Annotated in this window: 18 protein-coding genes, 1 pseudogene and 1 riboswitch; of the genes and pseudogenes, 2 read left to right on the forward strand and 17 right to left on the reverse strand. The window is 38.3% G+C overall.

Annotated elements, in window-relative coordinates:
- A partial coding sequence (locus ADM33_RS11925; RefSeq protein WP_049504107.1) for a YSIRK-type signal peptide-containing protein occupies positions 1 to 132 on the reverse strand: 132 nt, incomplete at its 3' end.
- A 396-nt stretch (positions 133 to 528) separates the two neighbouring features.
- On the opposite strand from ADM33_RS11925, the pseudogene ADM33_RS07165 reads away from it, so the two are divergent.
- A pseudogene (locus ADM33_RS07165) lies at positions 529 to 923 on the forward strand (transposase); the annotation flags it as partial.
- 38 nt (positions 924 to 961) lie between these two features.
- Here the strand turns inward: ADM33_RS07165 and eno are convergent.
- Positions 962 to 2266 (reverse strand): surface-displayed alpha-enolase, encoded by a 1305-nt coding sequence (gene eno, locus ADM33_RS07170; protein ID WP_000022825.1) that lies wholly within the window; start codon positions 2264 to 2266, stop codon positions 962 to 964.
- A 164-nt stretch (positions 2267 to 2430) separates the two neighbouring features.
- Between eno and ADM33_RS07175 the strand changes: the two genes are divergently transcribed.
- Entirely contained in the window at positions 2431 to 2874 is a 444-nt protein-coding gene (locus tag ADM33_RS07175; protein ID WP_049504109.1) for a DUF1694 domain-containing protein, read from the forward strand.
- Here ADM33_RS07175 and ADM33_RS07180 read toward each other — a convergent pair.
- The 15 genes from ADM33_RS07180 to ADM33_RS07250 all read right to left on the reverse strand — a co-directional run.
- Positions 2871 to 3986, reverse strand: coding sequence for a glycerate kinase (locus tag ADM33_RS07180; protein ID WP_049504111.1), 1116 nt, complete (start codon positions 3984 to 3986; stop codon positions 2871 to 2873). The two genes, ADM33_RS07175 and ADM33_RS07180, sit on opposite strands and share 4 nt — an antisense overlap.
- A gap of 16 nt (positions 3987 to 4002) precedes the next feature.
- Positions 4003 to 4644 (reverse strand): phosphoserine phosphatase SerB, encoded by a 642-nt coding sequence (gene serB / locus ADM33_RS07185; protein ID WP_049504112.1) that lies wholly within the window; start codon positions 4642 to 4644, stop codon positions 4003 to 4005.
- Between the two features lie 62 nt (positions 4645 to 4706).
- Positions 4707 to 6140: a glycogen synthase GlgA gene (gene glgA / locus ADM33_RS07190; protein WP_049504114.1), complete on the reverse strand. Its 1434-nt coding sequence runs from the start codon at positions 6138 to 6140 to the stop codon at positions 4707 to 4709.
- Entirely contained in the window at positions 6137 to 7276 is a 1140-nt protein-coding gene (gene glgD, locus ADM33_RS07195; protein WP_049504116.1) for a glucose-1-phosphate adenylyltransferase subunit GlgD, read from the reverse strand. Before glgD ends, glgA begins: the two co-directional genes overlap by 4 nt.
- Positions 7266 to 8408, reverse strand: coding sequence for a glucose-1-phosphate adenylyltransferase (locus tag ADM33_RS07200; protein ID WP_049504117.1), 1143 nt, complete (start codon positions 8406 to 8408; stop codon positions 7266 to 7268). Before ADM33_RS07200 ends, glgD begins: the two co-directional genes overlap by 11 nt.
- Positions 8398 to 10326 (reverse strand): 1,4-alpha-glucan branching protein GlgB, encoded by a 1929-nt coding sequence (gene glgB, locus ADM33_RS07205; protein WP_049504119.1) that lies wholly within the window; start codon positions 10324 to 10326, stop codon positions 8398 to 8400. Before glgB ends, ADM33_RS07200 begins: the two co-directional genes overlap by 11 nt.
- A gap of 377 nt (positions 10327 to 10703) precedes the next feature.
- A complete protein-coding gene (locus ADM33_RS07210; RefSeq protein WP_049504121.1) occupies positions 10704 to 11756 on the reverse strand; it encodes a DMP19 family protein in 1053 nt (350 codons plus the stop codon).
- A 286-nt stretch (positions 11757 to 12042) separates the two neighbouring features.
- Positions 12043 to 14325 carry a type I pullulanase gene (gene pulA / locus ADM33_RS07215; protein ID WP_049504123.1) on the reverse strand — a complete coding sequence of 761 codons (2283 nt, stop codon included), beginning with the start codon at positions 14323 to 14325 and terminating at the stop codon, positions 12043 to 12045.
- Positions 14326 to 14357: 32 nt separating this feature from the next.
- Positions 14358 to 15308 carry a diacylglycerol kinase family lipid kinase gene (locus ADM33_RS07220; protein ID WP_049504126.1) on the reverse strand — a complete coding sequence of 317 codons (951 nt, stop codon included), beginning with the start codon at positions 15306 to 15308 and terminating at the stop codon, positions 14358 to 14360.
- A 3-nt stretch (positions 15309 to 15311) separates the two neighbouring features.
- Positions 15312 to 17270: an NAD-dependent DNA ligase LigA gene (gene ligA / locus ADM33_RS07225; RefSeq protein WP_049504128.1), complete on the reverse strand. Its 1959-nt coding sequence runs from the start codon at positions 17268 to 17270 to the stop codon at positions 15312 to 15314.
- 93 nt (positions 17271 to 17363) lie between these two features.
- On the reverse strand, positions 17364 to 18623 hold the full coding sequence (locus tag ADM33_RS07230) for a nucleobase:cation symporter-2 family protein (protein ID WP_049504130.1): 1260 nt from the start codon (positions 18621 to 18623) through the stop codon (positions 17364 to 17366).
- Positions 18623 to 19204 carry a xanthine phosphoribosyltransferase gene (locus ADM33_RS07235; protein ID WP_049504138.1) on the reverse strand — a complete coding sequence of 194 codons (582 nt, stop codon included), beginning with the start codon at positions 19202 to 19204 and terminating at the stop codon, positions 18623 to 18625. Before ADM33_RS07235 ends, ADM33_RS07230 begins: the two co-directional genes overlap by 1 nt.
- 150 nt (positions 19205 to 19354) lie before the next feature.
- Positions 19355 to 19451: riboswitch (purine riboswitch) on the reverse strand.
- Complete coding sequence (guaC, locus tag ADM33_RS07240) at positions 19445 to 20428, reverse strand: GMP reductase (RefSeq protein WP_049504132.1); 984 nt, start codon at positions 20426 to 20428, stop codon at positions 19445 to 19447. Its footprint overlaps the riboswitch before it by 7 nt.
- A 170-nt stretch (positions 20429 to 20598) precedes the next feature.
- Positions 20599 to 21930, reverse strand: a complete 1332-nt coding sequence (locus ADM33_RS07245) for an McrC family protein (protein WP_193390760.1) — start codon at positions 21928 to 21930, stop codon at positions 20599 to 20601.
- Positions 21914 to 23584, reverse strand: a 1671-nt coding sequence (locus ADM33_RS07250; protein WP_049504134.1) for an McrB family protein, incomplete at its 5' end; no start/stop codon positions are given. The genes ADM33_RS07245 and ADM33_RS07250, both read right to left, overlap by 17 nt.

Raw genomic sequence — 23584 nt, forward strand, 5'->3', positions numbered from 1 at the left:
TGAAACATTTGTCTCATCAGCGCTAGCGACTTGCCCACTCAAAAAGAAGGCAGTTCCCAAAAGAACAGACGCTAAACCAAAGCTATACTTACGTAAAGAAAAGCGTTGGCGCTCATTAAAATGATATTTCATTTTATTCTCCTTAAATTTTTTTTGTAAACTCTTACAGGTACTAGTATATCACTATGAGTTAATTTTTCAACTTTTTTATCTACTTTTTTGTACTTTTTATTAATTTTTTTTCTCTAATCGAAATCCTTCCCCTTATCCTATGCGATATACATAGGTTTTAAAAAATCGATTATATAATTGATTATATAATTAATGTATGAAAGGCATATAATTTGTGCCTTTGTCTTTATTCGCTTCGTTTTTACTAATCTGATTTAAATATGATTTAACCGTAAAAATATTTTATTTTATTGTTGTTTCAATATTATATTATACAATCTTCCTTTCCTGATTATATAATAAAATAGAGTAATTCGGAATAGATTCATATATACAAATAAAAGACCAGTTTCCTGAGAGATTATAGACAAGTTTTTGAGCTATTCAGAAGACTTGAAACACCACTATAATCTCTATCAACTCTTGATTTTTCACTTTCAGAATAAGGAGTCTGACAAATTTTTCGGACTCATTGAGGACAATCTAAAACAGGTCCATCTTCTCTTTCAGAATGTCTTTAAAACCTTTCTAAAGAATAAAGAGAAAATCGTCAACGCCCTGCAGTCCCCTATTCCAACACCAAATTGGAAGCCACTAATAATTTCATCAAACTCATCAAACGCAATGCTTTTGGAGTCAGGAACTTTGAAAACTATAAAACTAGAATCCTCATCGCTTTGAACATCAAAAAAGCCCCTCGGAAAATATCCGAGGGGCTTAAAACGTTGTTAAATCAACGGCCGAACTTTTGAGTTTCAAGGTTCGGGATAAAATAGTTCACTGAACTATTTTATTTTTTAAGGTTGTAGAATGATTTCAATCCACGGTATTCAGCTACTTCACCAAGTTGATCTTCGATACGAAGCAATTGGTTATATTTAGCGATACGGTCTGTACGTGAAAGTGAACCAGTCTTGATTTGACCTGCGTTAGTTGCAACTGCGATGTCAGCGATTGTTGAATCTTCAGTTTCACCTGAACGGTGTGATACAACTGCAGTGTAACCAGCTTCTTTAGCCATTTCGATAGCGTCGAATGTCTCAGTAAGAGTACCGATTTGGTTAACTTTGATAAGGATTGAGTTAGCAGCACCTTCAGCGATACCTCTTTCAAGGTAAGCAGTGTTTGTTACGAAGAAGTCGTCACCAACCAATTGAACTTTACCACCAAGACGTTCAGTAAGAGCTTTCCAACCGTCCCAGTCGTTTTCGTCCATACCATCTTCGATAGTGATGATTGGGTATTTGTTTACCAATTCTTCAAGGTAATCGATTTGTTCTGCAGAAGTACGAACAGCAGCTCCTTCACCTTCGAATTTAGTGTAGTCGTATACTTTGCGTTCTTTATCGTAGAATTCTGATGATGCACAGTCAAATCCGATAAATACGTCTTTACCTGGAACATAACCAGCAGCTTCGATAGCAGCAAGGATAGTTTCAACACCGTCTTCAGTTCCTTCGAAACGAGGAGCAAATCCACCTTCGTCACCTACAGCTGTTTCAAGACCACGAGATTTAAGGATTTTCTTAAGAGCGTGGAAGATTTCAGCACCCCAACGAAGAGCTTCTTTGAATGTTGGTGCACCAGCAGGTACGATCATGAATTCTTGGAAAGCGATTGGAGCATCTGAGTGAGAACCACCGTTGATGATGTTCATCATTGGAGTTGGAAGAACTTTAGTGTTGAATCCACCAAGGTAGCTGTAAAGTGGGATTTCAAGGTAGTCAGCAGCAGCACGAGCTACAGCGATAGACACACCAAGGATTGCGTTTGCACCCAATTTACCTTTGTTAGGAGTACCGTCAAGTGCGATCATAGCACGGTCAATAGCTTGTTGGTCACGTACATCGTAGCCGATGATTGCTTCAGCGATGATGTTGTTTACGTTGTCAACAGCTTTTTGTGTACCAAGACCACCGTAACGAGATTTGTCACCATCACGAAGTTCAACTGCTTCGTGTTCACCAGTAGAAGCTCCTGATGGAACCATACCACGTCCGAAAGCACCTGATTCAGTGTAAACTTCTACTTCAAGTGTTGGGTTACCGCGTGAGTCTAGGACTTCGCGAGCGTAAACATCAGTAATAATTGACATTTTTTACTCTCCTTATTGAGTTAAATTTTTTACACCTCTATGATACCTTAAAAAGACACCTTTTTCAAGGAAAAACGTTATCTTTGTGCAAATTTTCCTTAAGTTTATAAAGTAATCGCTTTCTTTTATCTGTTTTCTCCTTTATTTTATGATATACTATTTTTATGACTGATGTATCCAAACAAATCCTAGAAAAGGCTCATGGTGGGCTTAAACTAAATCCAGATGAACAGAGACGTTTTCTCGGAACTTTCGAGGAAAGGGTCCTTGGCTATGCAGACCTTGAAACAGCTAATGATGATAAATTTCAAAAGGGTTATGTATCTATTTTAGTGAGTCTAAAAAAAGAAACTGAACCTCTTTTTGTCAAAATTTCTCCTCGGGTAGTATTTGAAAAGCAGGTCTATTATCTAAAACAAGCCAAAGATGCTGACTTCCAAGCGACTATCGTTTCAGAAGATCACAATTCGTCTCCTTTTGGCGTGATTATTCATAGTGATGCCCCTGTTCAAATAAATGAAAAAGATCTTAAAAAGGCCTTTCCAGACTTGTGGCAAGAGAAAGAGACCAAAGCTCCTACTTCTTTTTGGAAAAAATGGTTTGGTTAATTCTTCTTCAAAGCTAAGAGTTGACTAATGTTAGTAGCTGTATTTTCTAAATAGATAGCTGCATTTTTTAGACTGTCTTCCAGGGGTTCACTTTTTTCTAGTATAGAAAAGGCTGCAACGATATTTTCAAATGGTAAGGGTGGTAAATCCTCTGACAGACTCCCACAAATAGCAATAACTGGAACACCATTTGGTGTTCTTTTTGCTACACCTATTGGAGCCTTGCCAGCTAAGCTTTGAGTGTCTAATCTACCTTCACCAACGATGACAAGATCTGCATCTGCGACCTGTTCATCGAAGTTTATTAAATCTAAACAAGTTTGGATACCAGATACGATTTCTGCTCCAGCAAAAGCACATAAGCCAGCTGCAATACCGCCACCTGCTCCAGCACCATCCAATTTTAACATTTCAGGTGCAACTTTGTGGTAAAAGTTTTCAATAGCATCATCAACTTTTTGAAATTGAGCTGGATCTAATCCTTTTTGCTTTCCAAATGTATAGGTAGCACCGTGAGTTCCACAGAGTGGATTGGTAACATCTGCTAAGATTTTGATACGCACATCAGAAGGAATAGATATAACTTTCTCCTTTGAGATATCAGTAATTTCAAACAAAGACTGACCAATAGCTAGAAGTTCATCTCCATTTTTGTCATAGAACTGGTAACCAAGTCCTGAAGCAATACCAATCCCACCATCGTTACTGGATGTCCCACCAACTCCTATATAGATTTCTTTCATTCCTTGTTCGATTAAATATAGGATCAGTTGACTAATCCCCTTTGTTTGAATCTTCAGTGGATTTCGTTTTTCAATAGGAATTTTAGCAAGCCCAACTAAATCGGCCACCTCGAACAGAGAAAGTTCTCCTTTTTGAACATAAGTCATTTGAATCTCATCTCCAAAGGGACCTGTCACTAAAGCAGTTTTTTCTACAAGACCAAGTGAATTTTTAATGGCATCCACTGTTCCTTCCCCTCCATCGCCAACAGGTAAGAGCAAACATTTTGATTCAGGTAGAGCCTTTTGAAGGCCTCGTTTAATAGCTTTAGCTACTTCACTTGCAGGGAGACTCTCCTTAAAAGAGTCAGGTGCTATAACAATTTTCATACACTCATCTTTCTAATCAAAGGAAATCTATCAGATTCAATACTTTTGTTAAATCTCTATCTTCAATTTGAAGGGGAATTTCCTCTTTCACGATTTCTTTGGCACAGAAGCCAATGCCGATTCCAGCTCTCTTCAACATTGCTAAATCATTAGCTCCATCTCCAATAGCAATTGTTCTATCAATTGGTACCTCTAATTCATCAGCCCATCTTACTAGGGTTTCTTTTTTAACTTCTCTGCTTATAATAGGACCAACAAGATTTCCAGTTAAATGACCATCTCTGATTTCCAGTTGATTAGCAGAAAATAATGAAATCCCTAAATCTTTTGCTATTCTTTCAACCACAGGTGTAAATCCACCCGAAACTAAACCCACTTCTATCTGATTTTTTTGCAGAGTGTTAATAAATTGCGCAGCATTTTTACTAAGGTGTAGTTCATGATAAATCTTATCAAAAGTATCTACAGATAGTCCTTGTAATAAAGAAGCTCGTTTTCTCAAGCTTTCTTCAAAATCTAGTTCTCCCCTCATAGCTTGGACAGTCAGTAGAGCTACTTCATTTTCACACTCTGCCTCTTTTCCTAATAAATCAATGACCTCTTCTTCTATCAGAGTTCCATCAACATCCAGTACACAGAGTCCTTTAATTTTTTTCATATAATTGCCTTACTTTCAAAATCTCAAAAAATCGTATGAAGGTATCATACGATTTTAACTATTTAGTTTGCTAAGCTATGATACAAATCAAGATATGACTTGCAGGCTGTATCCCAAGAGAAATCACATTCCATAGCCTGAACTTGCATGTTTTTCCATACGTCAGGATGGTTATGATAAACGTCCAAAGCAGTTTGCAATGCCCAGTTAAGCCAGTATGGAGTTAAGTTGTTAAAGCTAAAGCCTGTTCCTGTTCCTTCAATTGGATTAAAGGCTTGAACAGTATCTCTAAGTCCACCCACCTCGTTTACTAAAGGAAGCGTACCATATCTCATGGCCATCATTTGTGAAAGTCCACACGGTTCAAAGCGACTTGGCATGAGGAAAATATCACATGCTGCATAAATCTCTTGAGCTAATTTCACATCGAAAGTGATATTGGCAGAAAGTTTTTCTGGGAATACTTGACTAAACCAAGAGAAGGCTTGTTCAAATCCTGGATCTCCAGTTCCTAAGAGAACGATTTGAATATCCTCTTGAAGCATACGATGCAGGCTTTCAACCACCACATCAAAGCCCTTCTGACGAGTCAAACGTGACACGATACCAATCATTGGTACATCAGGACGTACTGGAAGACCAACTCTTTCTTGAAGTTTCGCTTTATTTTGAGCTTTTCCTGACAAATCAGTTTTATTAAAATGATACTCAAGTAAAGCATCCGTCTCTGGGTTGTACAAATCTGTATCAATACCATTAACAATACCAGAAACCTTACCAGATTCCATACGGAGAATCTGATCAATACCACAACCAAACTCTGTAGTCATGATCTCATAAGCATAGCTCGGTGACACGGTTGATACACGGTCTGCATAGAGAATACCAGCCTTCATCCAGTTAAGACAATCATTCCAACGAACTGTTCCATCAGCGTAGCGCTCAAATCCAACCCTGAACAAGTCCCAAAGCATACTCTCAGAAAATTGACCCTGAAATTCCAAGTTATGAATGGTCAAAACCGTCTTGATTTCTTCGTAGGCTTGAATCCATCTGTATTTTTCTTTTAACAAGAACGGGATCATTGCTGTATGGTAGTCATGAGCGTGGAGGACATCAGGGATAAATCCGATACGCTCCATAGCTTCGAGGGCAGCAAGTTGGAAGAAGGCAAAACGTTCACCATCATCGAAATCTCCATAAACATGCCCACGGAAGAAATAATATTGATTGTCGATAAAGTAGAAGGTAACACCGTTTAAAACAGTTTTCTTAATTCCACAAAATTGTCTGCGCCAACCAACATAGACTTCGAATTGAAGGACATCTTCAATCTGATCACCAAACTTGGCTTCAACCATGTCATAGTAGGGTAAGATAACAGCAACTTCATGCCCAGCTTTTACTAATGATTTTGGAAGTGCTCCGATAACGTCTCCCAATCCACCTGTTTTTGAAAAGGGAGCTCCCTCTGCTGCTACAAATAAAATTTTCATGAAAGGACATCCTCTGTTACTTTTTCGCCTTTTTTGATGATAACAGGGTTTTCTGCTGTACCTCGAATAACAACTCCCTCAGCTATTTCAGCACCCTTATCAACAATTGCATACTCAACTTGTGCACCTTTTCCAACGACAACACGAGGGAAGATAAGAGATTCTTTAACCAAGCTGTCTTTATTGATACGAACATTACGCGAAATAACAGATTTAATCACTTCGCCTTCAACGATACTACCAGAAGCAAATTGAGATGTGTTTACTTTTGAACCTGGTGCATAGTAAGTAGGCTCTTCGTTTTTAACTTTAGTGTGAATCTTTTGATTTGGCGAGAACAAAGAGTAGAATTTATGCTGATCAAGCATATCTAAATTAGCTTGGTAATATGTTTCTACTGAATGAATATTGGCTAGGTAACCTGTATATTCATATGCAAAAGCACCTTCTTTGGCTGCCAAATCACGAAGAACATAACGTAATTTTTCTGGATATTCTTTTTGAGCTTCTTCTTCCAAACGTTTAATCAACCATTGAGTGTCTACAACAAAGATATCTGTTGACATGTTGTAGTATTCTTTGTTTGATTTTTTATCAAAGAGTTTGTGTGAAAGTACGTGGTCAGTTTCATCAATATCAAGGATTGCATTTACTTCTGAAATGACCTTCTTAGGCAATTTCTTATAAACAACTGTAATTGGTGATTTTGTTGTATTATGCAAATGGAAAACTTGAGCAAGATCAATATTTACCAAAACATCACAGTTCAAGGAAACTGTTTGGTCTGAACCTGAACGTTTTAAGTAAGTTAAGAGTTGTTGATAATACTCTTTACCAACAGTGCTACTTTCTACACGTGTATTGTAAATACCTAAATAGTAGTGACTAAGTAGTGTATTCAAGCCCCACTCACGACCTGAACGAATGTGGTCGAAAACTGAGCTGATATTATCTTGTTGGAAGATTCCAAAGACACTACGAACACCAGCATTTGCTAAACTTGAGAGTGGGAAGTCAATCAAGCGATACTTTCCTCCGAATGGCAAACTCGCCACAGGACGGTTACTTGTCAAGGTTGACATATCATGGGAACCAACGGTATTTCCTAAAATCGCTGAATATTTATCAATCTTCATCTGTTGCTACCCCCACTACTTCGTTATATCCGACTACTTGTACTTCTTCTGTACCATCAATTTCTACACCATCGGCAATAATTGCACCTTCACCGATGATTGCACGTGTAATTTTAGCACCTCTACCAATAACTGCTCCACTCATGATAACAGAATCAACGACTTCGGCTCCCTTACGAACTTGAGCTGCTGTAGAGAGGATAGAATGCTTCACTGTACCATTTACGTAACATCCGTCCACTACAAGAGAGTCTTCTACTTGAGCGAATTCTCCAAGGAAGTTTGGTGGAGCGATAAGGTTACGAGAATAAATTTTCCATTGACGGTTACGGCTATCTAGAGCATTTTCTGGAGAAATGTATTCCATATTTGCTTCCCAGAGTGATTCGATAGTACCAACGTCCTTCCAGTATCCATTGAATTCATAAGCATAGACACTTTCGCCTGTTTCAAGATAGTTTGGAATAACATTTTTACCGAAGTCTGACATGTCTAGATTAGCCTTTTCAGCTGCAACTAGCATATTACGAAGTCGTTTCCAGTCAAAAATATAGATACCCATTGATGCCTTAGTTGATTTTGGTTCAGCTGGCTTTTCTTCAAACTCAACAATACGATTATTAGCATCTGTATTCATGATACCAAAACGGCTAGCTTCTTTAAGTGGCACATCCAAGACAGCAACTGTCAAGCTGGCATTATTGTCCTTGTGTGATTGGAGCATATCATCGTAGTCCATCTTGTAGATATGGTCACCCGAAAGGATCAAAACATACTCAGGATTGATGCTGTCGATATAGTCGATGTTTTGGTAAATAGCATGACTTGTACCTTCAAACCAACGGTTTCCTTCACTTGCAGAGTAGGGTTGAAGAATAGAAACACCTGTGTCAATACCATCTAGACCCCAACTAGAACCATTACCAATGTGGCTGTTGAGAGCTAGTGGTTGATACTGTGTAATAACCCCAACATTATGGATACCAGAGTTGGCACAGTTTGAAAGAGCAAAGTCAATGATACGGTAGCGCCCACCAAATTGCACAGCTGGTTTCGCAATGCTTTGAGTGAGTTTTCCAAGACGAGTTCCTTGCCCACCAGCAAGGATTAAAGCTAGCATTTCATTCTTCATTTTCTACTCCTTTTTGAGTTTTATTAGCGACTTTTTTAGTAGGTTTGATGCGACGTTTGATTTTCCAAATACTTGCTCCCATAGCTGGCAAGGTAAAGGTCAAAGTCTGCTCATAATCCTTCCACAATCCTTCTTGAGTTTGAACAGTTTGGTTATGCTCTTTCCACACACCACCCCATTGTTCTAACTCTGTATTCCAAATTTCTTCATAAATACCTGCAACAGGAAGACCAATTGTGAAATCAGGACGTTCAACCGGTGCCATATTGAAGACACAGACTAGCATCTCGCCTTTCTTGCCTTTTCGGATAAAGGAAAGAACACTCTGATCTCTGTTATCCGCATCAATAATTTCAATACCGTCATAGCTTGTATCAATTTCCCAAAGACAACGGTGGTCTTTATAAAGCTGATTCAACTGTGATGTAAAGTACTTCATCTTGGCATTCATCGGATCTTCTAGGTTAGACCACTCTAATTGCTCTTCGGATTTCCACTCTAGGAATTGACCAAACTCACTACCCATGAAGAGTAATTTCTTACCAGGGTGACAAATTTGATAGGTGTATAAGTTTCTCAAACCAGCGAACTGATTGTAACGATCACCCCACATCTTATGCATCATACTCTTCTTACCGTGGACAACCTCATCATGTGAGAATGGTAGGAGATAATTTTCATTAAAGACATACATGAAGCTGAAAGTCACAAGATTAAAGTCATACTTACGGTAAATTGGATCTTCTTCGTAGAAACGTAGGATATCATTCATCCAACCCATGTTCCACTTGTAGTCAAATCCAAGTCCACCCATTTCCTTCATGCCAGTAATCTTGGTACCTGAAGAAGACTCCTCTGCAATCATCATAACATCCGGATGAGCTAGCTTAATAACATCGTTCAAACGTTGAAGGAAATAATAGCCTTCATAGTTGAGATTGCCACCGTCTTTATTTGGGGTCCATGGAGCATTATCATAATCTAGATAGAGAATATTACTTACGGCATCAACACGAATACCATCTAGATGATAGAAATCAATCCAAAACTTAATGCTAGAAATCAAGAAAGATTGGACTTCATTTTTACCAAGGTCAAAGTTGAGTGCTCCCCAACCGTAGTTGTTAGCCTTATTATGATCCTGGTATTCAAAAGTCGGGGTGCCGTCGTAGTATGCCAAAGCGTCGTCATTGATTGTAAAGTGTCCAGGTACCCAGTCCACAATTACTCCGATATTGTTGATATGACATTCCTCAACAAAGTCTTGAAACTCTTCAGGACGACCATAGGCATGTTCTAAAGCGAAATAACCCATGAGCTGATAGCCCCAACTCAATCCAAGAGGATGAGACATCAAAGGCATAAACTCGATATGAGTATAGTTCATCTCAACAAGATATGGGATAAGTTCCTCTTTTAGTTGAGCAAAACTATAAGGTGTCCCATCAGGATTTCTCTTCCAAGATCCTGCATGCGCCTCATAGATGTTAACTGGTCTCTCGAAAAATCCCCAACGTTTTCTACGAGCTAACCAAAGACCGTCTTTCCATTTTTTCTCAGGAATTTCTGTTAAAACAGCCCCTGTGCCTGGACGATCTTCATAGCGTACTGCCAAGGGATCAATCTTCATAAGCTGATGACCATTAGCACGAGTAATATGATATTTATAAATATGCCCCTCTTGAGCTAAAGTTGTAAAAACTTCCCAAACTCCAGATTCATTACGAACCATGGGGATTTGATTTTCAACCCAGTTAGTAAAATCACCAACTAGATGGACAGCCTGCGCATTTGGCGCCCAGACACGGAATGTATAGCCATACTCACCGTCTCTTTCTTCACGATGCGCTCCTAAATAGTGTTGAAGATGGAAATTTTCACCACTGGTAAAAGTTCTTAAAGCTTCTAATTTATCCATTTAATCCCCCTTTTAATTGAAAGCGTTTTCTTATTTTTTATTATACTACCTTTTAAGAGAAGTTTCAAGTAAATTACTATATTTTAAAAAATTATTTCGAAAATCTGAAAATAATTCTCTGATGCGTCCTGGGAAAATCATTTAAATTTTCTGATTTGTCTTCACCTCTTTTCATTTTCTTACATTTTTATATAATAGTAACAAAATATTCGGTTTTAAGCAATTTTTAGCCTTATATTTTTGGAAAATATATTGAAAATCCGTAAATATAGAGTTTATAACATTCAATTTAGGTTGCAACTATTCAGAAACAAGGGATTTCCCCCTAAAAAAATAGAGCAGACCTTCCAATCTGCTCTTTCTTTATTTACTATTCTTTACGATTTATCTGCACTTCCATGAAAAATGAATTTCTCTGGATATTTTTTGATAAAACTTAGCTCATTCTCATTTCCATCATAATCATAGACAAAATTATCTGCTTCATCCAATTTCTCATAAAAATCATCGCCATACTCTTCTTCCATCTGTGCTAGCAGCTCCGATCTTTCTTCTCTAACAAAGGAGATAGTTCCGCCAAAGTATGCAAGGAGATTTTTGAAATTAGCAGCATGCTCCTTCATTCCAAATAGGTCGAAGCCCTTTAAAGTATCTTCCCAGACAATCCCTGTAGAATTATCGAAAAATTGATAGTGGCCTCCATTGTTTACTTCGATAAAATACCAGATAATCGCCAGAAGGTATCTTTGTTCTAAAGTAAAGATTTTTGCAGAATCGAGATAGTCTTCATAGGTGTTATAAATGTTAACAGTTTCGTATACTGGTTTAATAATGTCCCATGAGTCTTTTGCATTTTGGACGTCTTCTATCGTAATATTCTTGTATAATTTCTTATTTTGTACAATTTTCATTACTTGATTAGTTTCATTAACATCTTCAAAATAGTATTTTTGTAACAAGGGATAGTCTGTTGGCCTGTTTTCAAGAACTTGCTTTAGAGAACCTACTCTAACCAACTCAATACACCATTCAATAACTGGATTTGTTGGGGAACCAGCATTTTTGATAGCATTTTTGATAGCATTTTCTAATAAAGCTAGAGCCTGATTAGCTTCAGTTTCAAAGTCCTTGTTCGGATCACTAGATAAACGCCAATGGGTAAAACCATTTCGATAATACCAAATAGCATCTCTATCTTCTTCAGAAACCATCTCTAAAACTATTTTTGCCTCTTCGAATTGACTCCAATTATTACAAACTTTGGCTAGTTCACTAAGTACTTGGCCACTTAAATTTTCTAATCCAAGCTCTGAGAAGATTTCCTTTATCTTTTCGAATTGGTAGGTATGCTTAATGTCTTTGAGACATTGAAGTTTCTCCTCTTCATTTAAGGTGATGAATTTTTCCAGAGTAATTGTATTGATATCCATAGGTATCTCCCACTAAAAGTAATGAACTTTTCTAATTATAATTCAATTAGTAATGAAACTTCTGTTTTTTTCTATCTGTCTACGACTTGAAAATGAACTACTATTCTGAAAATTTTAGTTTTACTTAGGACTTCAACAGAGACTGTCTAGAATTATAGGCCGGGATCAAAAATCCCGACCTCGTATTTTTAGTAGAAATGAGCCTTTGAAACATTTTTGTTCATTCATTGGACTCTACAAAATAGCTTTGCCCTACATTTCATTGACTCCGTCTTCAAATTAAGACTTACGATAAAACATTCATAACTGCCACACTGACGTCGTCAATAACATTTTCTTGGTCAGAACGGCTATTAGTTACCAACATTTCAAGGTTTCCTGCATTTTCATAGTAAAATGAAGCCCCTTTAGCATTGAAAACAACCAAGAAGTGCTCTTCAATTCCCTGAATCTCGTAGACAATCCAACCACTATTTTCAATGGCTGTGTGAACAAAGACATGACGGTAGACTTCTTCATAGGTAGGGTATGAAAAGGCACTAGTTTGTGTTTTAAGACGGATAATCTGACGGACAAACTCGATACTATCTTGACGCTCATTGATCAAATCCCAGTTGACTTGGTTGACACTATCAGGAGCATTGTAACTGTTCATTGCTCGCTCACGATCTGCGTGAGTCAACTCTCCATTTTCGCCTGTAGCTACGAGTTTAGTACGGCCAAACTCTTGCCCCAGTTCCATGAATGCCATCCCTTGCATAAGGAGGTTCATAGCCGTTGCTGTTTCTACTTTCTTCATGATACGTTTTTCGCTCTCCGATGGATGAAGGGTTCTAAGCAAATCATGCAAATTGTAGTTATCGTGGGCTTCTACATAGTTAAGAACCTGATTGGGGCTGAGGTAAGAACCCAGCTCTCGACTTCCAAGAATAGCCTTTGCGATGATCGGCTCAGTACCTGCTCCACTGACGAAGCCAGATTTGATAGAGCCATAGACTTCACAACCTTTGACCGCATCACGTTGATTATCATTAAAGAATCCAATGTTTGGCAACTGGTAGGCATTGTCTTTCTTAGCCTTGTCATAAGGAGCAAGACCTGTTCCCATATCCCAACCTTCTCCATACAGGATGATTTTCGGATCGACTTCGTCCATAGCCCAACGAATCATCTGCATGGTTTTAACATCGTGAATTCCCATCAAGTCAAAGCGGAATCCGTCAATATTGTACTCTTTTACCCAGTAGAGAAGCGAATCAATCATATATTTACGGAACATTTCATGCTCACTGGCAGTTTCGTTACCGACTCCTGTTCCATTTTGGTAGGTTCCATCATGGTTCATTCGATAGTAATAATCAGGAACCGTTGTTTGGAATGGTGCATCAACGGTTGAGAAGGTATGATTGTAAACAACGTCCATAATAACACCGATACCAGCATCGTGATAAGCTTGGACCATGGCTTTCAAATCACGGATAGCTTGACCTGGATCATTTGGATTTGTAGACATGCTAATTTCTGGAGCATTGTAGTTTTGTGGATCATATCCCCAGTTATAAGTTACATTTCCATCAGCATCGTATTCTTTATGACGGTCTGCAATTGGTTGCAACTGAACATAGTTGACACCAAGTTCTTTGATGTAATCAAACGCAGTCGATTGACCATATTGGTTAACTGTTCCAGTTTGCGCTGCACCTAAGAAGGTTCCTCTTAATTCTGGCGCAACACCAGATGTTTTAGACTTAGTCAAATCACGGATATGCATTTCATACACAACTGCCTGGCAAGGATTTTCCAAACGCCAAGTTGCTTCTGTACCATGCTTAACCTCAAAACCTTCGACCTGACGATCTTGGTTTGAGACAATGGCTGAGCGTTTTCCATCAGGACTTGTCGCTATTGTATATGGATCACGAGTTAATGACAGGTGATGAGGAAAGTCAATTTGGTAGTGGTAAGCACAACCTGCTAAGCTTTCTGGAACTGTTAAACTCCAAACACCAATGGTATTGTACTTGTGGCTATAGGAATAACTATTTCCTCGTTCCATTTCAAAGGTTTTAAGGATAGGAGCGTCATTGCTCGTTGATTCATAGACTACTACTTGGACAGAAGTAGCTGTTGGTGCCCATAAGCTAAAACTTGTTTCATTTTCAGAAACTTGACATCCCAACTCTCCTTGATAACCCCAGTGGTGGTCGAAACTCGCACTATTGATTGCCTTGTCAAAGGCAAAAGGATTTTGGTCTTTATAGTGGGGACTTGCAATGGCAGGATTTTCAGAATAATAAACTGTATCATCTCCATCCAAAATCCAAACCTCTGTCAAAAGTGGATAGTAATTGAAGCGAATAGGATATTCTTTGCTGACACCATCTTTTTCAACGCTAAAAGTCATGGTCTCAAGGGCTACTTCACTCGATTGAGTCAGTGAAAATTTGGCACCAAAATATTCTTCTTCTTTGATAAGCTCTACTGAATCTACTGTTTTTTTACTGAAACTGCAAGCCTCGTAGGCTTCATCCTTACGATGATAATGAATAAGTACAGGATAATTGTACATAGTTCTCCCTAATTTCTAAATTAAATTTGATTTTATATGTTACTAATAATTTCTTGATCAATCGCCTCACAATTCACAAAAAACTCAATGTGATTATGGCACACTTCCAAATCTACTGGTGTGTCACCACCGTATTCTCCATCAAGATTAAGCATAAACGGCTCTTCCTGATCCAAAGTTTCAATTCGGAGTTTACTAGTTTTCAGATATTCAACATTGACATCTGATACGTGTTGGCCTCCGTTCATGGCCTGAACTAGCAAACTCAACATATCTAGTATTTTATCCGTCTTTACTAGAATAAGCGTGAAATTGCCATCATCCAGCTTGGTATCAGGTGCGAATTGCTCAAATCCACCGATAGAATTGGTCAAGGCAACAAAGACATGAGAAACTTCTCCTGTAAAAATGCCCCAATCATGGTAAATACGAACAGGACGGGCTTTGGATTTTGGGAACATCTCGATGCCTTTAGCAACATAGGCCAGATAACCCAGACGCGTCTTCAGTTCACTCGGAACACTAAAGGTTAGCTCTGTAAGAGCTCCTGCCGCAGCAATATTGATGAAATACTTATCGCCAAAGGCACGACCAATATCAATTTTCTTGGTTTCATTTTTAGCAATGATCTTCGCTGCAGCAACTGGATCCCCCATAGGGATTTTCAATGCTCTTGCATAGTCATTGATAGTCCCAGTAGGAATGATGGCTATCTTTGGACGATGTTCCAGAGGTGCAATTCCATTAACCACTTCATTGATGGTGCCATCGCCACCAGCTACTAAAACCAAATCAAAGCCAGCTTTTGCAGCTCTTTCTGCTTCTTTCTGGGCTGACAGGTGTTCAGGTTTGGTTTGGAAAGCACTGGTTTCATAGCCTATGCTCTCTAACACTTCTAGGACTTCTGCGATATTTTGCTTGATAATTTCCTGGCCTGATGTCGGATTATAAATGAGACGTGCGCGTTTTTTTTCTTCTTTCATAGCTTACAAACTCTCAAGCCAAGCTTCATCACGAATCTCTATTCCCAGTTCTTGTGCTTTTTGGAGCTTGCTTCCTGCATCTGCTCCTGCTACAACAAGGTCTGTTTTTTTCGACACACTACCAGTAACCTTGGCTCCTAGACTTTCTAATTTATTTTTAGCTTCTGAGCGATTAAGACGCTCTAGTTTTCCTGTCAATACGACAGTTAGACCAGACAAGGATGCATGTGCTGCAACTGTCTGTCCTTTGTAGTCTAGATTAACACCTGATTCTTTCAATTCCCTTAAAAGGATTTCAGAACCCTCTGTAGCAAAATAGGTCTGTAGGCTTTGAGCAATGACACTCCCCAAACTTTCGATACTTGCAATTTCTTCAGGATTGGCTTGTGCTAGCGATTCAATTGAATGGAAGTTTTGTAAAAGCAACTGACTTGCCTTACTTCCCACATGACGAATCCCCAAACCAAACAAGAGTTTTTCAGCAGAATTTTCTTTGGATGCTTGAATAGCCTGGTAGAGTTTTTGAGCAGATTTTTCCTTGATACCATCTAGCAAAAGCAAATCTTCCACAGTCAAATGATAAATATCTGCAACATCCTTAACCAAATCGGCAGCAAATAGTTTCTCCACGATCGATGGACCAAGGCCAGAAATATTCATAGCATCACGCGATGCGAAGTGCGTCAAGCCTTCCTTGATTTGAGCAGGGCATCGCGGATTGATACAACGAAGGGCAACCTCATCTTCAAAATGCAAAAGCTTACTGTCACAACTTGGACAGTTTGTTGGAATATCTAGTCTTTCCTCTGACACTCGCTTGGATTCTACCACTCGTAGAACAGCTGGAATGATATCACCTGCCTTATAGACAATGACTGTGTCATCCCTACGGATATCCTTTTCAGCGATATAGTCAACATTATGAAGGGTTGCACGACTTACAGTTGTACCTGCAAGTTGTACTGGAGTAAGATTAGCAGTCGGAGTCACAACTCCTGTACGGCCAACAGTCCAGTCAACAGAAAGAAGTTTCGCTTCTTTTTCTTCTGCTGGGAATTTATAAGCGACTGCCCACTTAGGTGCTTTGACTGTAAATCCTAGTTGCTCCTGACCAGCTAGATCATTGACCTTAATCACAACTCCATCGATATCATAAGGCAACTGATCTCTTTCTTGACCAATTTCTTGAATAAACGTCCAAACCTCATCCATACTATGAGCTAATAGACGTCTTTGATTAACCACAAAGCCTAATTGTTCTAAATGTTTCAAAACCTTCTCTTGACTATCCCGAGTTGAAGGACTAGCTTCCTGATAAAGGAAGGTTGCAAGATTACGTTTGGCTACTACTGCTGTATCTAACTGACGAAGTGTTCCTGCAGCCGCATTTCTTGGGTTGGCAAATTCTGGCTCCCCATTTTCTTGACGAGATTGATTGACCTGGTCAAAAGAAGCTCTCGGCATATAACATTCACCACGAACAGTAATATCTAATTTTTCTGGTAATGATAAAGGAATGTCTTTCACTCGTTTAAGATTTTCAGTGATGTTTTCACCGATGGAGCCATCACCTCGAGTTGCCCCAGTAACAAAAATTCCCTGCTCATAAGTCAAGGAAATCGATAAACCATCAATCTTCAACTCACAAATATAAGTGACATCATCCAATTCTTTACGAACACGCGCATCAAAGGCGTCGAGTTCTTCACGTGAAAAAGCATCCTGCAAACTATAGAGAGGATACTGATGACTATATTTCTCAAACCCATCAAGAATCTTTCCACCAACACGATGTGTCGGACTTTCCGGCAAAACTTGGTCAGGATGAGCTTTTTCTAACTCTACCAATTCACGATAAAGACAGTCATACTCACTATCAGATACAGATGGATTATCACTTGTATAATACTCTGTCGCATAGCGATTGAGCAGTTCAACGAGCTCTTTCATTCTTTCATTCATAGAACCATTTTACCATAAAAAGGACTCTATAAACAATACTCAAGCTCTAAAAAAGAAAATGAGAAGGATATTTCTATCGCTTCTCATTTATTTTTATTTTTTACGATTCAAAATAGCATTCAAGACGATGGCTACTGTACTTGCAATGACAATACCATTTGAGAAGAACATTTGTAATTCAGTCGGTAAAGTATTAAAGAGATTGCTTCCGTTTAATCCTACCCCAGCAGAAATAGAAACTGCTGCAATGAGGAAGTTGTGTTCATTGTGTTCGAAGTCTACACGCGCCAAGATTTGCATCCCTTGTAGCGAAACAAAACCAAACATGACGAGCATTGCTCCACCAAGAACAGGGCTAGGAATAATCTGAGCCAAGGCACCAAACTTAGGCAAGAGACCGAGCAAGATAAGGAAACCAGCTGCGTAATAGATTGGCAAACGAGTACGAATACCTGAAAGTTTCACCAAGCCTACGTTTTGTGAAAATCCTGTATAAGGGAAGGTATTGAAAAGTCCACCAAGTAAGACAGCAAGACCTTCAGCGCGATAACCATTGCGGAGACGAGTGCTATCGATTGGATCTTTAGTAATATCAGAAAGGGCAAGATAAACACCAGTTGATTCTACCATAGATACAGTAGCGATGATACACATCATTACAATAGAAGAAATCTCAAATTGTGGAGCACCAAAGTAAAATGGAGTTGGGATATGAACTAGTGGAGCTTCTGCTACTGGAGAGAAGTCAACCAAGCCCATAGTAGCAGCAATAATGGTACCTGCAATCAAACCGATCAAAATGGAAATAGATTTGATAAATCCTTTGGTAAGAATATTAACTAAAAGAATAATGAGAACAGTAATCATTGCCAAGGCTAAACTTTGACCAGTTGGTTTTTCAACGTTATTTCCCATATTTCCGATGGCAACTGGAATCAAGGTCAATCCGATTGTTGTGATAACAGAACCAGTTACGATTGCAGGGAAAAGATTGGCAACCTTAGAGAAGATACCTGAAATCAGGATAACATAAATCCCTGAAGCAATCAAAGCTCCAAACATAGCACCACTACCATGACTCTGACCGATCATGATAAGAGGAGCAACAGACTGGAAGGCTACTCCAAGAACAATAGGCAAACCGACACCAAAATGTTTATTGAGTTGCAATTGTAAAAGAGTTGCAACCCCACACATAAAGATATCTGTTGAAATAAGGTAGGTCAACTGTTGAGCTGAATACCCTAAAGCACTTGCAATCATGATTGGTACCAGGATTGAACCTGAGTACATGGCTAGCAAGTGTTGCAAACCAAGAACGGCTGCTTGTGAGTGGTTTTCCTGTTGTTTCATTAGATATCTGCCTCCTTGAAGATAACTTTTCCATTTTCAAAACGCTCTAATCGCGCAAGTGATACTACTTGATGACCTGATTTTTCTAGCAGTTCACGACCATCTTGGAAGGATTTTTCAATCACAATTCCGATGGCTTCAACTGTAGCTCCAGCTTGCTCGATAATCTGAATCAAACATTTAGCTGCTTGACCATTAGCCAAGAAATCATCAATAATCAATACTTTATCTTGAGGAGATAAGAACTTACCTGCAATAGATACGGTACTAGTTACTTGTTTAGTGAAAGAATAAACTTCAGCAGTCAAAATTCCTTCATTCATAGTAATATTTTTTGCCTTCTTAGCAAAAATCATGGGAACATCTAACTGTTCAGCCACATAAAGGGCTGGGGCAATTCCTGACGCTTCAATGGTCACGACTTTGGTAATACCAGCATTTTTAAAATGATCTGCAAAAGTGCGACCAACCTCGCGCATCAAGGAATAATCAACTTGGTGGGTCAAGAAGGAATCCACCTTAAGAATATTCTCACCAAGGACGTTTCCGTCCTTTAAAATTCGTTCTTCTAATAATTTCACAATAACCTCCGAAATCATAACCACCCGTCTAACGGGTGGTTTATTTGTCTCGCACCTCACGGAGCGAGACGGACTAATAATCACATAATAAAAAGAGACTTACCAAGTAAGCCTCTAGGAAACAAAGAAATAGATTTAACACCTATCCTTATATCTCTGCAGCTTACTCATTGTTAGGTATTTACGGTACCTTGTAGAAACGCCACGCCAATTCGTGGCATAAATAAGTAATGATATTTTTTAGTGAGCATCTCCATTCCAGATAGAGTTCTTCACAATCACATAATCCACATGTCTAAGATCAGCTACTTTACGACCTCCAGCATAAGAAATCGAACTTTGCAAATCCTGTTCCATCTCAGTCAAGGTATCTTGCAAATGTCCTTTAGCAGGAAGAAGGATTTTCTTACCTTCGACATTCTTATAAGCACCTTTTTGGTATTCTGAAGCTGAACCATAGTATTCTTTGAATTGTTTACCGTCCACTTCAACTGTTTTACCAGGACTTTCGATATGCCCTGCGAACAGTGAACCAATCATGACCATGCTCGCACCGAAACGGATTGACTTGGCGATATCACCATGTGTACGGATACCACCATCGGCAATAATTGGTTTACGCGCAGCTTTCGCACACCAGCGAAGGGCTGCTAACTGCCAACCACCAGTACCAAAACCAGTTTTAACCTTAGTAATACATACTTTACCTGGACCGATTCCGACCTTAGTAGCATCTGCACCAGCATTTTCAAGTTCACGCACAGCTTCTGGAGTGCCAACATTACCAGCGATAACAAAAGTATCAGGTAATTCTTTCTTGATGTGCTGAATCATTGAAATCACGCTGTCTGCATGACCATGAGCAATATCAATGGTGATGTACTCTGGTGCATCTTCCTTTAATTGACTAACAAAGTCATACTCGTAGTCTTTAACACCTACTGAGATTGAAGCAATCAAACCCTGATCGTGCATACGTTTGACAAAAGGAATGCGTCCTTCTTCATCAAAACGATGCATAATATAGAAATAGCCACCCTTAGCAAGTTGTTCAGCAACATTTTCATCTAGGATTGTTTGCATATTGGAAGGAACAACTGGTAATTTAAAGGTATGCTTCCCTAAAGTTACCTGCGTGTCAGCCTCTGCACGACTTTTAAGAACACACTTGTTAGGGATTAGCTGAATATCTTCATAGTCAAAGATCGGAAATTCGTTTAACATATTTCTCTCATTTCTCTTGTTTAGACCTTCCTAAAGTTAGGAATAGCCGCGTCTTTTCCAGACAATTACTCTAACAAGTTTACAATAATGTCCGTTTTTTGTCAATTGTAATGACCGAAAACAAATAATGTTCGTGTTTATAATTCTTGATTTAGATAATAAGTAGACATTCACCCTGTATTTGTCTTACCTTTCAAACACTTACCTAGATTTTCGATAAAGACTTTTTCAGAGGACTCAATCCTCCTGACAAAATCTTCATAACTTTCGGCTTGTCCAGGAATTTGGATAGACCATTTTTTCAACTGGGCTCCATAACCTGCTAGCTTTCCTATCTCATTATCAACAACCTTGTCCTCGCTCGGAAAAACAAGACCAGCCTGCTCAGCTTCTAAAATATAAGAATAAGAAATCAGCTGGAACAAGTCCTCACGGTTAATTCCTTTTTCAGTAAATTCTAGTTTTTTATATTTAGCATCTAAAACTGTTCTTAGTTCTCTATTATAAAAATCTGGGAAAACTTTTCGTTTACGATCAGAAAATACCGAAATACCGTCCGTCTTATCCTTATTTCGTGGGTGGATGAAATCTTTTGGCAACACGGTATTAACATACTCTTCCCAAAGCCAGGCAACATCAAAAAGAATACCATGGATTTTTTGCTCTGGGTATCCTAAACCGTGCTTTTCTCTGTTTAATATCATCAGACAAAGCTCTTGCAATTTTCTATACTCTCGAAAGTATGCATGACGAAGAGGCTTGGTTTGATTTAGTCGGATAATCTTAGCACGATCAGCTATTTTATAAGATGGGGTTACACGAATAATTTCAGAGACATTTTCACGACTTGTTAATAAATTATCAAGAACTCCTCTCTCAAGACTTTTCTGATTCTTCATGTATTCAATTGTATGACGGATCAGCTGCATAAGAGGATTATCATAGGTAAACTCTCTAGTTGTGTAGGCAATATTTCCCGTGAAAGAAAGATTTTTCTTGAGATGATTTCCGAAATCAATCACTCCCTTGACATTGCTGTCATTATGAGAAAATCTCTGGTATTCCTTATAAAGACCTTTTCGGAGAGCTGCTTGAAGATACTTAGGAAAAAGGTAGATTAAAAGCTGATAGAGTTTATCTTCACGCGACAAAGCAACATCTAAACTAGTCAGATTGATATGAAGAACCTTTTGTAAAAGATAATGCAAGAACTGGTCATCACCTTTACTCGAAAAGCGAGAGGAGATTGTTAATCTTTCCTGACCATAGCCCAGAAAACCAATCACATTTCCTGTCTTGATTTTCTGATTGACGGTTTCCAATATCTTTTGGTCCTTATCCAAGTCAGGAGAATACTGCAAGTCATTTGGAAAAATAAAGATATTGTCTTCTTGAGAAAGATTTCCTAATGTTCTATCTAAGAGAAGTTGGCTTAGTTTGGGAAATTCTGCGACAAAGTCTTCTTTCGCAATTTCATGCTGATTATCAGTTATCCGCATCATTATTTTTATCGCCTTCATTGTCGTCAGCTACTGCCTGATCTTTTTGTTCATTCTTTGTCAGATCGAATGCTTTTTTCAATGTTTCAAGAGTTTCAGCTTCCTCGTAAGAACCACGCAAGTAATCTTCCAAAAGTGGTTTAAGATAATCAGACCAGAGCAACTCATAGTCAAAGTCTACTTCTTCCAGTTTAAGGAAATAACTTGGTCCGATATGATAATGACTATTCAGTTCCTGAACTTTTTCAATTTTAGCATTCAAGTTTCTTAGACGCGCTTTAGCTTCTTCAGCCTTATCACCAAGAGCATCATCTAGCATGCCTAATTGGCTTTCAGCAGTAACTTCAACAAAACGGAAACGACGGCGCATTGCAAAATCAAAGGTATCCACTGAGCGGTCAATATCATTCATAGTTCCAATGATGTAAACATTTTCTGGTATATAAAACTTTTCATCGTTTTCGTGTAGATTGGCATATTGAGTAGAAACACTCCCCTTCTGACCACGATAGCCAGGATCGATAGAGAAAAAGAGTTCCCCAAAAATCTTAGAAATCTCACCACGATTGATCTCATCGATGATGAAGACGAATTTCTTATCAGTATCAATTTCTGTTGGGGAAAGGTAGTCTTTCAGACCAAATCTCTTTTTCAATGTTTCTAGGACAGTTTTTCCACCACTTTTGTAGTATTCTTGCTTATTATAATTTTTATCTTTATACAACTCATAAACATATTTGCGAGGTAGTGACCATCCTGGAACACCACTATCATAATTTACTGACAAATTTTGTCTACTATTAACAGATAAGTAAGATGTTTTTGTTATATATTCTTTTTCTTCAGCAACATTTATATATTCTAAGTAAGAATCCCAAGCCTCATCAAAATTATCTTGTCCTCCAATCAATTGGGCTTCTTTTGCTTTCTGACAAAAATCTTTAAAAATACCATCCTTTAGCCTAAACTCAATAGCTCCATCCCCATTTGATACTGGTCTTAAACCTTCCACAAAATCCGTATAATCATAGGATGGGTGAAACTGTACAAATCCGATTTGTTCTTCGTTGCCATCTGTTAATTCTTTGGCAATTTCTTTAGCAAGATAAGTTTTTCCTGTACCAGGTGCACCACGAAGAATGAGGTTTTTGGATTGTAGTAGAGTTTGACTCAATGGATAATAAACCTTATATTCTAGAGACATTTTTTCTTCTTTCTTTTCTTTTTCGTCTAAAAATTGTGTTGAATATTCAAATAAGATACTTCCCAACAATGATGGTTCCAGCTCAGGATACTTTTGCAATACGAGTTGACAAATCTCATGATTCTGAAGATAAGGCCCCCCTTGATTTTTTTGAGGAAGTAGCTTGTTCCAGAATCTCTTTTGACTATTCATATTTACCCCTAAAAAAGAATGATTCTCAGAATAAATACAAAGTAATTTTGTCACCACCGCAGAACGACCAATAAATTCATTTGTTGACTTTTTCATATCAAAGATAGCATTATCAAATTTGAAATGAATACCTTCTTTAATAATTTCGTACAAATCTGTTTTTAATTTAGTAAATCGATGATCCAACTCTGAAAGAGGAATGACTTTATTAGCTTGATCTTTATAACTCTTTGTTTTTTCATTCCAATAAATACCAAATTT

Origin of the sequence: Streptococcus oralis, from assembly GCF_001075875.1 — a bacterium.
GTDB lineage: Bacteria > Bacillota > Bacilli > Lactobacillales > Streptococcaceae > Streptococcus > Streptococcus oralis_I.